The organism is Bradyrhizobium sp. B097 (assembly GCF_038957035.1).
GTDB lineage: Bacteria > Pseudomonadota > Alphaproteobacteria > Rhizobiales > Xanthobacteraceae > Bradyrhizobium.
The window spans coordinates 1,749,517-1,762,840 of the sequence record NZ_CP152412.1 but is presented as its reverse complement, the minus strand read 5'-3'; the positions used below and the strand labels follow the sequence as shown (position 1 = coordinate 1,762,840).

At 65.3% G+C, this 13,324-nt stretch carries 14 protein-coding genes; 7 read left to right on the top strand and 7 right to left on the bottom strand.

The annotated features are described in order from the left end of the window. Nucleotides 1–8: 8 nt before the first annotated feature. Entirely contained in the window at nt 9–674 is a 666-nt protein-coding gene (locus AAFG07_RS08125) for an HAD family hydrolase (protein ID WP_342726801.1), read from the bottom strand. Between the two features lie 114 nt (nt 675–788). On the opposite strand from AAFG07_RS08125, the gene ybaL reads away from it, so the two are divergent. Beyond that, nucleotides 789–2,522, top strand: a complete 1,734-nt coding sequence (ybaL, locus tag AAFG07_RS08120) for a YbaL family putative K(+) efflux transporter (RefSeq protein WP_342726800.1) — start codon at nt 789–791, stop codon at nt 2,520–2,522. Nucleotides 2,523–2,561: 39 nt separating this feature from the next. Then, entirely contained in the window at nt 2,562–2,795 is a 234-nt protein-coding gene (locus AAFG07_RS08115) for a hypothetical protein (RefSeq protein ID WP_194459216.1), read from the top strand. A 5-nt stretch (nt 2,796–2,800) separates the two neighbouring features. Here the strand turns inward: AAFG07_RS08115 and AAFG07_RS08110 are convergent, their stop codons facing one another. The 5 genes from AAFG07_RS08110 to AAFG07_RS08090 all read right to left on the bottom strand — a co-directional run bounded on the left by AAFG07_RS08110 (nt 2,801) and on the right by AAFG07_RS08090 (nt 6,033). After that, nucleotides 2,801–3,025, bottom strand: coding sequence for a hypothetical protein (locus tag AAFG07_RS08110; protein ID WP_021081495.1), 225 nt, complete (start codon nt 3,023–3,025; stop codon nt 2,801–2,803). 40 nt (nt 3,026–3,065) lie between these two features. Then, nucleotides 3,066–3,341 carry a chaperone modulator CbpM gene (locus AAFG07_RS08105; RefSeq protein WP_342726799.1) on the bottom strand — a complete coding sequence of 92 codons (276 nt, stop codon included), beginning with the start codon at nt 3,339–3,341 and terminating at the stop codon, nt 3,066–3,068. Next, entirely contained in the window at nt 3,338–4,240 is a 903-nt protein-coding gene (locus AAFG07_RS08100) for a J domain-containing protein (protein ID WP_342726798.1), read from the bottom strand. Before AAFG07_RS08100 ends, AAFG07_RS08105 begins: the two co-directional genes overlap by 4 nt. 123 nt (nt 4,241–4,363) lie before the next feature. After that, on the bottom strand, nt 4,364–4,546 hold the full coding sequence (locus AAFG07_RS08095; protein ID WP_092116659.1) for a hypothetical protein: 183 nt from the start codon (nt 4,544–4,546) through the stop codon (nt 4,364–4,366). A gap of 86 nt (nt 4,547–4,632) precedes the next feature. Then, nucleotides 4,633–6,033: a hypothetical protein gene (locus tag AAFG07_RS08090; protein ID WP_342726797.1), complete on the bottom strand. Its 1,401-nt coding sequence runs from the start codon at nt 6,031–6,033 to the stop codon at nt 4,633–4,635. 653 nt (nt 6,034–6,686) lie between these two features. On the opposite strand from AAFG07_RS08090, the gene clpB reads away from it, so the two are divergent. The 5 genes from clpB to AAFG07_RS08065 all read left to right on the top strand — a co-directional run bounded on the left by clpB (nt 6,687) and on the right by AAFG07_RS08065 (nt 11,935). Then, nucleotides 6,687–9,299, top strand: a complete 2,613-nt coding sequence (clpB, locus tag AAFG07_RS08085; protein WP_342726796.1) for an ATP-dependent chaperone ClpB — start codon at nt 6,687–6,689, stop codon at nt 9,297–9,299. 102 nt (nt 9,300–9,401) lie between these two features. Then, entirely contained in the window at nt 9,402–9,671 is a 270-nt protein-coding gene (locus AAFG07_RS08080; protein WP_173638385.1) for a DUF2171 domain-containing protein, read from the top strand. Between the two features lie 117 nt (nt 9,672–9,788). Beyond that, entirely contained in the window at nt 9,789–10,850 is a 1,062-nt protein-coding gene (locus AAFG07_RS08075; protein ID WP_342726795.1) for a Dyp-type peroxidase, read from the top strand. After that, complete coding sequence (locus AAFG07_RS08070) at nt 10,843–11,658, top strand: family 1 encapsulin nanocompartment shell protein (RefSeq protein WP_342726794.1); 816 nt, start codon at nt 10,843–10,845, stop codon at nt 11,656–11,658. The genes AAFG07_RS08075 and AAFG07_RS08070 overlap by 8 nt, the downstream gene beginning before the upstream one ends. An 85-nt stretch (nt 11,659–11,743) precedes the next feature. Beyond that, the gene (locus AAFG07_RS08065; protein ID WP_342726793.1) at nt 11,744–11,935 is read left to right on the top strand and encodes a hypothetical protein; all 192 of its coding nucleotides are present in this window, start codon (nt 11,744–11,746) and stop codon (nt 11,933–11,935) included. 65 nt (nt 11,936–12,000) lie between these two features. Here the strand turns inward: AAFG07_RS08065 and AAFG07_RS08060 are convergent, their stop codons facing one another. After that, a complete protein-coding gene (locus tag AAFG07_RS08060) occupies nt 12,001–13,221 on the bottom strand; it encodes an MFS transporter (RefSeq protein ID WP_342729081.1) in 1,221 nt (406 codons plus the stop codon). Nucleotides 13,222–13,324: the final 103 nt, after the last annotated feature.

Here is a 13,324-nt window from a genome sequence, read left to right as displayed (position 1 = left end):
ATCTTGCGTCAGCCTTCGTTCCAGAAATCCGTCATCGCGGCGAAGATTCGATCCGCCCCGGCCTGCTTCAGCAGAGCACTGCCGTCCGCCAGCCGATAGTGGGAGCCGCCGACAAATCCCCACACTTTCATGCCCGCGGCCCTCGCCGCCGTCACCCCGCTGACGCTGTCCTCGATGACAAGCGTGCGGCGCGGCTCGGCTCCCATTTTGCCGGCGGCAAGCAGGAAGAGGTCCGGCGCCGGCTTGCCGTGCTCGACCATCTGCGCGGTGTAGAGCCGTGGCCCGAAGCTCGACGCAAGACCGGTCAGCTCCAGCGAATACTTCACCCGCTCAAGATCGCTCGATGAGGCGACGCAATACGGCAGCTGCAATTCCGCGAGCACGGCGGCGATGCCCGCAATCGGCTTGAGCTGCGAGCGGAAGGTCTCGCGCACCTGCTGCGCCAATTCGGGCAGGAACGTCGCAGGCAACGGCTTGCCCACGTCCCGGCAATACGCGACCAGGGCCGTGGTGCTGCGCCCGAGGAAGAGTTCGAGCGCCCGCTCGGTGCTCATCTCGATGCCGGCCTTCACCATCGCCTCGGCGAGGCAGCGGCAGCTCAACTCCTCGCTGTCGACGAGCACGCCGTCGCAGTCGAAGATGACCAGATCGGTCTTGGGCAGCCGCGGATCCATCCCGGCATGAGATCATATGCTCACGCCGTGAGCAATAGATCACAGTTTGTGCGCGGAATGCCGCGCCTCAAATGGTCGCGGTGCACCGCCAACCATGCTGTGCGACAAGGCGAAATGCCGCATGACACACCTCTGATCGCGACCATCGTCGTGGGCCTCGGACTCGCCTTCGTCTTCGGAACCATCGCCCAGCGCTTTCGGGTTCCGCCACTGGTCGGGTATCTCATCGCGGGCGTCGCCGTGGGTCCGTTCACGCCGGGCTTCGTCGCCGATCAGGCGCTCGCGACCGAGCTCGCCGAGCTCGGTATCATTCTCCTGATGTTCGGCGTCGGCCTGCATTTCTCGCTGAACGACCTGCTGTCGGTACGCGCGATCGCGGTGCCCGGTGCCATCGCGCAGATTGCGGTCGCCACACTATTAGGCCTCGGCCTCGCGCTGGTGATGGGCTGGACCGTCGGCGCCGGCCTGGTGTTCGGGCTCGCGCTGTCGGTTGCAAGTACCGTCGTGCTGTTGCGCGCGTTGCAGGAGCGCCGCCTGATGGACACCGAACGCGGCAAGATCGCGGTCGGCTGGCTGATCGTCGAGGACCTCGCCATGGTGCTCGCGCTGGTGCTGTTCCCGGCGGTGGCGAGCTTCCAGGGCGGCGATGGCGCGGCACTCACCTCCGATCCGCTCGCCACCCGCTTCGGGCTTGGGCTGACCGGCGTGCTGGTGCTGACGCTGGTCAAGATCGCCGTGTTCATCGCGCTGATGCTGGTGGTCGGACGGCGGCTGATCCCGTGGGCCCTGCACTACATCGCGCACACCGGCTCGCGCGAGCTGTTCCGGCTGGCCGTGCTCGCGATCGCGCTCTGCATCGCGTTCGGCGCCACCAAGCTGTTCGGGGTGTCGCTGGCGCTCGGCGCCTTCTTTGCCGGGATGATGCTGCGGGAATCGCCGCTCAGCCAGCGCGCCGCCCAGGAGACCCTGCCGCTGCGCGACGCATTCGCGGTGCTGTTCTTCGTCTCCGTCGGCATGCTGTTCGATCCGCTCAGCGTGGTGCGCGAACCCTGGCCGTTTCTCGCGACGCTGTTCGTCATCGTGGTCGGCAAATCGCTCGCAGCGCTTCTGATCGTCGTGCTGTTCCGTCACCCGATGGCGACCGCCCTGATGATTTCGGCGAGCCTCGCCCAGATCGGCGAATTCTCCTTCATCCTGGCCGAACTCGGTGTTGCGCTCAATCTGCTGCCGAAGGCCGGCCGCGACCTGATCCTGGCGGGCGCGATCTTCTCGATCATGCTCAACCCGCTGGTGTTCGCGGTGGTCGACTGGCTGACATTGCGGATCGAGAAGCCGAAGGCTTCCTCGCCAACCGTCGCAACGGCTGAACCGATCCCGATCACCGACTTGCAGGATCACACCATCCTGGTCGGCTATGGCCGGGTCGGCAGCATCGTGGGTGATGCCCTGCATCAGCGCAACGCGCCGTTCCTCGCGGTCGAGGCGTCCGACGACATGGTCGCAAGGCTCAGGCAGCGCGGCATCGAAGCCCTGATGGGCAACGCCGCGCGTGCGAGCGTGCTGCGCGCGACCAATCCGGCCGGCGCACGATCGCTGGTCATCGCCATTCCCGAGGCATTCGAGGCCGGACAGATCGTCGAGCAGGCCCGCGCGGCCAATGCCGATATCCGGATCATCGCGCGCGCCCATTCCGACGCCGAGGTCGATCATCTGAAGGGCCTCGGGGCCGACATCGTGATCATGGGCGAGCGCGAGATCGCCCGTGGCATGATCGAGGAGCTCGACCGCAGACACGCTGGTGTCGCCACGCAGGATACGGCAACCGCGAGGGAAGATTCCGCGGCCTGAGGTCACGGCGCCCACTGCGCGACGAAAGGAGATCAAGACATGGCATTCAAGAGCCCGCACGTTTCACTGGTGTCGTTCTCGATCGAGATCGGCGCCGAGGCCACGACCAATGTGATGCAGATCGAGACCGATCTGCATCTGAACACCCGCCATCCGAGCTATGACGCCGCGGCGATCGAGCGTCTGGTGCGCGACGCGCAAGCCTATCTCGCCGGCAACGCCGACCAGATCACGCAAATCCGGCTGGTCTCCAACCGCAGCGGGCAGACCTGAGGAAATCAGCCACCAAGAAACGCGGGCGCCAGATCTTCCTGCACGATGATGTTGGCGGCTTCCGTCGTCAGCTCGCTGCCGACAAGGTCGAGATTTTTCGCGGCCTCGAACAGCATCGCGCGGACGTCGTCCGGCGTCAGCACGCCCTTGGCGATCAGCTTGCGCACCAGCGCCTGCAAAATCAGAACGTCGATCTCGCCATGGGCCAGCGGTGTCGGCTTGTCCGTCATGATCGTCTCCCGGGACCGAGGTTCGCCGCAAGCGAGGCGGCTAGCGCGGCGATGACGCGATATCCTTGTGCAACTCCTCGAACGCACGGCGCAGGCCGTGCAGCTGGTCGACCAGATGCAGGATGACGTCGATCCCCTCGTCGTTGACGCCGAAATCGCCCTTCAGATCGCGGATCAGATGCGCGCGCGCCAGGTCGGTGTCGGAGAAGCTGATCTCGTGCATGGTCTCGTCCGGAACGAGCCATTGCTGCTCGATCCAGAACTCCAGGGTCTGCACCTCGAGACCCGCATCGATCAGGAACTGCTTCTTGTTCATGATGCACCATCATCGCGTGGATTGAATCCCTTGCGATCCCAGTTCGACACGAACGCCTCGAGCGCAGGATCGGGTCCTTTGGGCAGGACCACCTTGAGCTTGACGAACTCATCGCCATGACCGCCGCCGACCTTGGGCGCGCCCTTGCCGCGCAACCGCATCGTCGTGCCGGTGTTCGAGCCCTTCGGAACCGTCATGGTGACCGCGCCGGTCGGCGTCGGAACGTTGACCTTGCCGCCGAGCACGGCCTCTGACAGCGAGATCGGCAATTCCAGCGAGATGTCGTCGCCCTCGCGGGTGAAGCGCGGATCAGGGCGAACCTCGACCTCGATCAGCGCGTCGCCGGGACCGCCCTTGCCGCTGCCGGGCATACCCTTGCCACGCAGGCGAATGACCTGGCCGTCGACGAGCCCCGGCGGGATCGTGACGTCGAGCGTGCCGCCGTCGGGAAGCGTCAGGCGCTTGCTCGCGCCGGTGATCGATTCCGCGAAATCGATCGCGAGGCTATAATGCAGGTCGCGGCCGCGCCGGTTGGCGCGTGCCTGCTCACTGCGCCGGAGCAGCTCGGCGAACGCGTCGTCCTGGTCCATATAGTCGGCATAACCGGAACTGTCGGCGTAGGAATGCCCCTCACCCGCGGTGGCGAAATCCCGGTAGTAGCGATGCTGCGGCCGCTCGGCACCGCTCGCGTCGATCTCGCCGGCGTCAAAGCGCTTGCGCTTGTCGGCATCCGAGAGCAGATCGTTCGCCGCGGCGACTTCCTTGAACTTTTCCTCGGCTGCCTTGTCACCCGGATTGAGATCCGGATGCAGCTTCTTCGCCAGCTTGCGATAGGCCTTCTGGATATCGGCCGAGGACGCCGTCGGGGCAACGCCAAGAACCTCGTACGGATTTCTCACAACATGCTCCGCAACACCGTGAGTGCACCTGCAATCATGAGGGCGCAAAAGCAGCCGATTTGCAAGTGCGCTCGCACGTCGCCCGGCAATGGGCGACGCAGCATGCGCTCAGATCGCGGCCCGCTACGAGGTGTGTCCGGGATCGAGATAGTTCGGCATGTTCTTTTTCTGCTGCGGCGTCATCCTGGCGGGATCCGGCTTGCCCGGCACGCCCCGCGGACCCAGCAGGGCTCGCTGCATATCGTCCTCGCTCAGGCGCGGCTTGCCGTCGTCAAGCTGTCCGCTGCCACCGTGACTCTGTGCCATGACCGACCTCCAGTGATGATCGCCTGCGCGCGGGAAGAAGAGAGTGCGCGCTCCGCCGGAACGAGCCGGCGGAGCGCGATTGTACCTCAGCGTTGCTCTTGCCGCTTCTCCTCCGCGGGGTGACCTGCGGCGGGCGCAGCATGCGGCGGCGCCTGAACGTGCGGCGCGGCCTGAATGTGCGGCTCCGGCCGTGCTGCCGACTGCGGATGCGCCTCAGGGCGAGCCATCGTCTCCGGCCGTGCTTCCGGCCTTGGCGCGGGCTCCGGTCGTGCTTCGGGTCTTGCGGCCTGCTCCGGCCGCGCGACGGGCTTCGCGGCAGGCTCGGGCCGCGGCTCCTCCTTGCGCACCTCCTCAGGCCGCCTCTCCGGTGCGGCAGGACGCGCCGCTTCCGTTGCAGGCCGCGGCTCAACCTTCGGCTCGGCGGCGGGCGCTGTGCGCTTTTCGTCGACCGCGGGCTTGTTCGCCTCGGCGGGCGGATGCGCCGCAACGCCCTTCTCGGGGACCGGAAGCGCATGCGAACCGCCAGCCGCCGGTGCAGCAGGGTGCGGCTCAACCTTCGTCTCGGGAGCAGGAGCTGCGCGCTTCTCCTCGGCTGCCGGCTTGTTCTGCTGAGCGGCCGGAAGCTCCTTACCCGGGACCGGAAGCGCATGGGAGTCAGCCGCAGGTGCAGCCGCAGTTCCCGGCCGCGCCGGCTCCCCGGCCGCTGGCCGTGCAGCGCTGGCAGGCACCACCTCGCCGGCCGGCCGCGCGCGGACCACACCCGGTCCCTTCAACTCGCCGGGCCGCGCCGTTGCAGCGACTGCGGGCACGCCGTTGTTGGTCCGCTTGAACAGGCTCGGATCCTGGCTTGCGGTCTCGACCTGCTTGCGTTGCAACGGGGTCGCCGCGAAATGCTGTTCCTTGGCGATCGTACGTTCGGCGGGAGTCGGCCGTACCTCGATGCCGCCGCGGCCGCCATTGTAGCTGACGTTATTGATGGTGGTCTGATTGATCGTGACGTTCTTCTCGTAAACGTTGGTGATCCGCGCGCCTTCCAGATTGTTCACGGTGCGATTGTAGAAGAAGTTGCCGTGATCCCAGCGGCCGCCTTCATAGCCTGAACCGCCGTAGCCGAAGCCGTAATTGATGCCGCCGTAGAAGCCGACGCGATCGCCCCAATAGCCCTGATGGAAAATGAAGCCGCCGCCGAACGCGCCCCAGTAACCGGGGGTCCAGAGCAGCCCGACCCGCGGCGGCTGCACCCAGGTGCCCGGCACCCAGTAGTAATCGCCGCGATCCTCGTCCCACGACCAATTGCCCGGAGACCACATGTAACCGGGCCCCGGCACCGGCGGCTGATCGTAGGTCGGCAACGGCGGCGGCGCGGTCTCGACGGCAGCGACCGGCGCGCATGCCGCATCCTGCGCGATTGCCGGCACGGCCGTCGCGGTGAACAGCGCCGTAGCCAGCGCGGCGCACGACGCGGTCGAAAGAAGACGAGTGATCATTGGGAGCCTCTTCGATGAGCACGTTCAACGTGAGAACCGGAACAAAGTTCCGTGCATCGGCAACGTACCGACACACTTTCATCGCTAGCGCCTCGACCTTACATCAACCTGAAACAGCGCCACACGCATCACGCAGCCATTCATCGACGGTTCAGAGTGTGCAGTGACTCATCATCGCGCGATTCAGTGGAACAGCGCGCGACGCACGTCTGCATCATCGCGTGCATTCCGCAAGGGGCGAGATGACAGCTGCTGAAATCGCGAATATGACTTCGGCTCTCGCACGATTGCAACCATCCGGACTCGTCGCGCGGCTCATTTCGCAGGCACCGCGATCAGCCGAGCCGCCATCTGCGTGATGCGGGCCCCGATTTGTCGGCGCGTCCGTAGCAATGCCTCCGGATGAGTGCCAAAGGCGAACACCGGCAGTCGCAACACCTCAAAAGCGGTATGCCGGCGGCCGCGCTCCGCGATTGACACTCCCCTGAAACGACCACACGATACGAGCAGCGGTGGCGTCAGGCCCGCGGTTCTCCGCCCGGCACGATTGGACGTCGGTCGCATGATGGATGTCATCGTTCCGCCATCTGTCGCCGGCGGCAATGCATGGCATAATGGATCTCGACGAGCCTGTGCTGCCTTGAGGTGCCACGATGAACATTGAAAAATATACCGATCGCGTCCGCGGCTTCATTCAGTCGGCACAATCGCTTGCGACGCGCGAGGGACACCAGCAGTTCTCGACGCTCCACATCCTGAAGGTGCTGCTCGACGACAGTGAAGGCCTCGCAGCCGGCCTGATCGACCGCGCCGGCGGCAACTCGCGCGCGATCCTCAAGGCAACCGAAGACGCGCTGGCGAAGGTGCCGAAGGTGAGCGGCGCCGGCTCCGGACAGATTTACCTCGCGCCCGAGACCGCGCGCGCCTTCGCCGCGGCGGAACAGGTCGCCGACAAGGCCGGCGACAGCTTTGTCTCGGTCGAACGCCTGCTGCAGGCGCTGGCAGCCGACAAGGACAGCGAGGCCGGCAAGCTGCTCGCCAAGGGCGGCGTCAATCCGCAGAACCTGAATGCGGCGATTAATGCGCTGCGCAAGGGCCGCACCGCCGACAGCGCATCGGCCGAGAATGCCTATGACGCGCTGAAGAAGTACTCCCGCGATCTCACCCAGGCCGCGCGCGACGGCAAGCTCGATCCGGTGATCGGCCGCGACGAGGAGATCCGCCGCACGATTCAAGTTCTGTCACGCCGCACCAAGAACAATCCCGTTCTGATCGGCGAGCCCGGCGTCGGCAAGACCGCGATCGTCGAGGGGCTTGCGCTGCGCATCGTCAATGGCGACGTGCCGGAGAGCCTGCAGGACAAGGCGCTGCTCGCGCTCGATCTCGGCGCGCTGATTGCCGGTGCAAAGTATCGCGGCGAGTTCGAGGAACGGCTCAAGGCGGTGCTGCAGGAGGTGACGTCCGCGGAGGGCGGCATCATCCTGTTCATCGACGAGATGCATACCCTGATCGGCGCCGGCAAGGGCGATGGCGCGATGGACGCATCGAACCTGCTGAAACCCGCGCTCGCGCGCGGGGAGCTGCACTGCATCGGCGCCACCACGCTCGACGAGTATCGCAAGCATGTCGAGAAGGACGCGGCGCTGGCCCGGCGGTTCCAGCCGGTGTTCGTCTCGGAACCGACGGTCGAGGACACCATCTCGATCCTGCGCGGCCTCAAGGACAAATACGAGCAGCATCATGGCGTGCGCATCGCGGATTCGGCGCTGGTCGCAGCCGCCACGCTGTCGAACCGCTACATCACCGACCGCTTCCTGCCCGACAAGGCCATCGATTTGATGGACGAGGCCGCGGCACGGCTGAAGATGCAGGTCGATTCCAAGCCTGAGGAACTCGACTCGCTCGACCGCGAGATCATCCGGCTCAAGATCGAGCAGGAGGCATTGAAGAAGGAGACCGATCTCGGCTCCAAGAGCCGCCTGCAAACCCTCGAGAAGGATCTCGTGGATCTCGAGAAGAAGTCGGCGGACATGACGTCGAAATGGCGGTCGGAGAAGAGCAAGCTCTCCGACGCGCAGAAGATGAAGGGTGAGCTCGAGCAGTTGCGCACCGAGCTTGCCAATGCGCAGCGCAAGGGTGAATTCCAGAAGGCGGGCGAGCTGGCCTACGGCCGCATTCCGGAGCTCGAGAAGAAGCTCGCTGCCGTCGAGACCAGCGAGACCTCGTCCGCCAGCGAGACCGTGACCGCCGACAACATCGCGCAGGTCGTCTCGCGCTGGACCGGCGTGCCGGTCGACAAGATGCTGGAAGGCGAGAAGGACAAGCTGCTGCGCATGGAGGAGATGATCGGCAAGCGCGTCGTCGGCCAGGCCGAGGCCTTGCGTGCGGTGTCGACCGCGGTGCGCCGCGCCCGCGCCGGCCTGCAGGACCCGAACCGGCCGATCGGCTCGTTCATGTTCTTAGGTCCGACCGGCGTCGGCAAGACCGAGCTCGCAAAAGCGCTCGCCGAATATCTGTTCGACGACGAGACCGCGATGGTCCGGCTCGACATGTCCGAGTTCATGGAGAAGCACTCGGTCTCGCGGCTGATCGGCGCGCCACCGGGCTATGTCGGCTACGACGAGGGCGGCGCGCTGACCGAGGCCGTTCGGCGCCGGCCCTACCAGGTCGTGCTGTTCGACGAGATCGAGAAAGCCCATCCCGATGTCTTCAACGTGCTGCTGCAGGTGCTCGACGATGGCCGCCTGACCGACGGCCAGGGCCGCACCGTCGATTTCCGCAACACGCTGATCATCATGACCTCGAACATCGGCGCCGAGTACCTCGTCAACCAGCCGGAGGGCCAGAGCACAAGCGCGGTGCGCGAGCAGGTGATGAACATGGTGCGGGCGCACTTCCGCCCCGAATTCCTCAACCGCATCGACGAGATCATCCTGTTCCACCGGCTGCAGAAGAGCGACATGGGCCGCATTGTCGAGATTCAATTCTCGCGCCTGCGCAAGCTGCTCGAGGATCGCAAGATCGAGCTGGAGCTCGATCCGAAAGCGCGCGACTGGCTGGCGGAGAAGGGCTGGGATCCGGCCTATGGCGCCCGCCCGCTGAAACGGGTGATCCAGCGCAGCGTGCAGGATCCGCTCGCCGAGATGATCCTCGCCGGCGACGTGCGCGACGGCTCGCGGGTGAAGCTCTCCGCCACCAAGGCCGGCCTCACCTTCAACGGCAAGAAGCCCGAGAACGCTGCCGCGGACGAATTCGAACCGGTGTGAGCGAAGCCGGGATCGCCGACGACGCGCCGTCATCGCCGCGTCGTCCGGGCGCATCATATGCAAGCTGGATATACAAGCCGACCTGCAACCAGGGAGAGCGCCATGACGCAGCAGAACATCAAGGACAACATGGAGGTCATCGGCGCCGACGGCGTGCATGTCGGCACCGTCGATCACGTGGAAGGCAACCGCATCAAGCTCAAGAAGAGCGAAAGCGACGGCTTCCACAAAGGCCATCACCACTATATCGAGCTCGGCTTCGTTGCCGGTGTCGAAGGCACCAAGGTCCGGCTGTCAGCCAACGCAGCCATTGCCGTGACCCTCGAGGAGGAGAAGTCCGGAAAGCCGGTTGGTCCATCCGCGGAAGCCTAGCAATCCGGGCTCTTGTAAAGGCTCCGATGGCATGCTCCTCTGCCCCTGTCTGGACGTCGATCCGGCGTCCGGTTCAGGCTTTTTCGCGTGGAAGTGCCGTTAGTTAAGGAGAGATGCGTGCCATCAGCCGTTCCGCAACCGGTCGCTGCGAAACTGACGCGCGCGGCCATCTTCCTTGCGGTCACGATCAAGCCCAATCCGGAATTTGATACCGTGGTGCGGTCGCTATGTGCGGACGTGGCTGCGCTGGTGCGCGCGGTCGGCTTCCGCGATCTCGAGGGCCGGCTGTCCTGCGTGATGGGCATCGGCTCGGATTCGTGGGACCGGCTGTTCGGTGCGCCGAAGCCGCAAGGTCTGCATCCGTTCCGCGAGATCAACGGCGTCCACCACGCCGTCGCCACACCAGGCGACCTGCTGTTCCACATCCGCGCCGTGCCGATGGACCTGTGCTTCGAGCTCGCGACACAGATCATGTCACGGCTCGGCGATGCGGTTGCCACCTCGGACGAGGTGCACGGCTTCAAATATTTCGACGAGCGCGACCTGCTCGGCTTCGTCGACGGCACGGAGAACCCGGAAGACCAGGCGGCGACCGAGGCGACGATCATCGGCGACGAGGACGCAGCCTTCGCCGGCGGCAGCTATGTGATCGTGCAAAAATACCTGCACGATCTGAAGAAGTGGAACGAGCTGCCGGTCGAGATGCAGGAGAAGATCATCGGCCGCACCAAGCTGTCGGACATCGAGCTCGACGATGCGGTGAAGCCGAGCTACGCGCATAACGCGCTGACGACGATCGTCGAGAACGGCGAGGAGCTCGACATCGTGCGCGACAACATGCCGTTCGGCAACATCAGCAGGGGCGAGTTCGGCACTTATTTCATCGGCTATGCCAAGTCCCCGCACCGGATCGAGCAGATGCTGGAGAACATGTTCGTCGGCAAGCCGCCGGGTAATTACGACCGCCTGCTCGACTTCAGTCGCGCCGTAACCGGCACGCTGTTCTTCATCCCGTCTGCGACCTTCCTGGAGGACGTCACCAGCGAACCACCTGCACCCGCGCCCGCTGAGCCGTCGCTGGACGACGCCGGGGCCGACGAGGCACCTGCACAAAAAATACCGCCGTCCGACGGCTCGCTCGGGATCGGCTCACTCAAAGGAGAGGCTGGACATGAATAATCTTCATCGGGGACTGGCCCCCATCTCAGACGCGGCATGGGCCCAGATCGAAGAGGAGGCCTCGCGGACGTTGAAGCGCCACTTGGCGGCGCGCCGTGTCGTCGACGTCGATGGTCCGAAGGGCACGGACTTTTCCGCGGTCGGCACCGGCCATCTGAAGAAAATTGCGACACCCGGCGACGGGGTCGAGGCGACGCAGCGTGACGTGCGCGCGCTGGTCGAGCTGCGCGTGCCGTTCGAGCTGTCGCGCCAGGCGATCGACGACGTCGAACGCGGCTCCAATGATTCCGACTGGGATCCGCTCAAGGAAGCCGCGCGAAAGATCGCCTTCGCCGAGGATCGCGCGGTGTTCGATGGCTACACCGCCGCCGGCATTCAGGGCATCCGTCAGGGCACCAGCAACCCGGTGCTGAAGCTGCCGTCGAGCATCAAGAATTACCCCGCCGTGGTCGCGCAGGCGGTCAGCCAGTTGCGGCTCGCCGGCGTCAACGGTCCCTATACGCTGCTGCTCGGCACCGAGCCCTATACCGCGATCGGCGGTGCGACCGACGACGGCTACCCCGTGCTGCAGCACATCCAGCGCCTGATCGACGGCAAGATCATCTGGGCACCCGCAATCGCGGGCGGCGTCCTGCTCACCACCCGCGGCGGCGATTTCCAGCTCTCGATCGGCCAGGACCTTTCGATCGGCTATCTCAGCCACTCGGCGACCTCGGTCCAGCTGTATTTCCAGGAGACCATCACCTTCCTGATGCTGACCAGCGAAGCATCGGTGGTGCTTGCGCCGGAGGCGAAGAAACCCGCCTAGTCGCACCGGCGTTGACTCTTCCAGGAAGCCTCCGGCCGAACTGTGCCGGAGCTTCCGTTGAACTTCAACGAAGAGGAGGCGCGCAATGGACTACGATCTCTACATCAACCCGAAGAAGGCGTCGGTCGGCCTTTATGTCCGCAAGGGCGCCGGCCTCCCCGATCTGGCCGATGCCAAGGACTGGGTGTTCGACGGCACCTGGGCGCAAGCCAATCTGCCGCCGCAGTTCGTGAAGGAGATCGAGGCCAACGGCCACGCCTTTCGCGACATGGACTGAGCTCAGCGCTTTGTTCTGGCGCGTTTTCTTCACGCGAACCGGTATCCACTTCGCTCGAAAACGCGCTACTTTTCGCCGATCTTCACCGGCGCGGTCTCGGGCATCAGGCTCATGGCCACGATGCCGACCACTGCTGCGAGCAGCAGATACCAGGACGGCGCCAACGGATCTCCAGTCACGTGCAGCAGCCACGTGACCACGAGCTGCGCGGTGCCGCCGAAGGTCGCGATTGCGACCGCGTAGATCGTGGCGAACACGCCGCCGCGGATGTTCTGCGGCAGTGCTTCGGTGAAGGCCGCATAAAATGCCGTGAACGGCAGCGATCCGATGAATGACAGGATGCCGAATCCGAACAGCAGCGACCACGCGCCGGGGTCCCGGACGATCCACAGGAAGGCCGGATAGGTCAGCACCAGCACGACGAGTTGCGGCCAGATCATGATCGGCTTGCGTCCGAGCCGGTCGGCAAGCCAGCCGCCCAGCACCGCGCCGATGATCTGAAGTCCGTTGCTCACCAGCGAGACGGTGAACGCCAGCGACGGCGACACATGCAGCGTATTCTTGGCGTAGGTCGTCATGTATTGCGTCACGTAGGTCGAGATCGTGCCGCTGGCCAGGATCATCACGGCCAGCAGGATCACACGAAGATGCCGACGCGCCAGCGTGACATGGCTCGAACGCTCGACCCCCGCCACGGCGCGGTCGCCGTGAGGCACCGTTTCCGGCAGCGTCCGGCGCATCCAGATGCCGAACGGCAGGCAGACGGCCCCGAGCAGAAATGCGACCCGCCATCCGTAAGCCTGCAGCATATCGGGCGCCATCGTGCTGCTCAGGATGACCCCGACCAGGGCGCCGACGGTCGCCGCGATCTCCTGGCTGGCCGGCTGCCATGCCACCACCAGGCCGCGATTCCGGGGGGCCGCGATCTCGATGAGATAGGCCGTGGTCGGCCCGACCTCGCCGCCGAGCGCGAAGCCCTGCACCATCCGCGCCAGGATCACGATGATCGGAGCCACAACGCCGATCGCGGCATAGGACGGCGTCAGCGCGATGGTCAGGATCGCGCCACCCATCAGCGCGAAGCTCAGCAACATCGCTGGCCGCCGGCCGACCCGGTCGGAGAAGATGCCGAGCACGATGCCGCCAATGGGGCGCGTCAGGAAACCGGCGCCGAAGGTCGCAAGCGACAGCATCAGGCTGCCGTATTCGCTGTGCGCCGGAAAGAAGGTGCGCCCGATCTCGGTCGCAAAGAAGCTGTAGGTGATGAAGTCGTAGAACTCCAGCATGTTGCCGATGGTCGCGGCAAAGGCTGCGCGCTTGACATCGAACTGTTCCCTGCTCGCAATGTCCGGCAACGCTCTCGATTCCTTAAGCTTGGCTGTCCGGAGC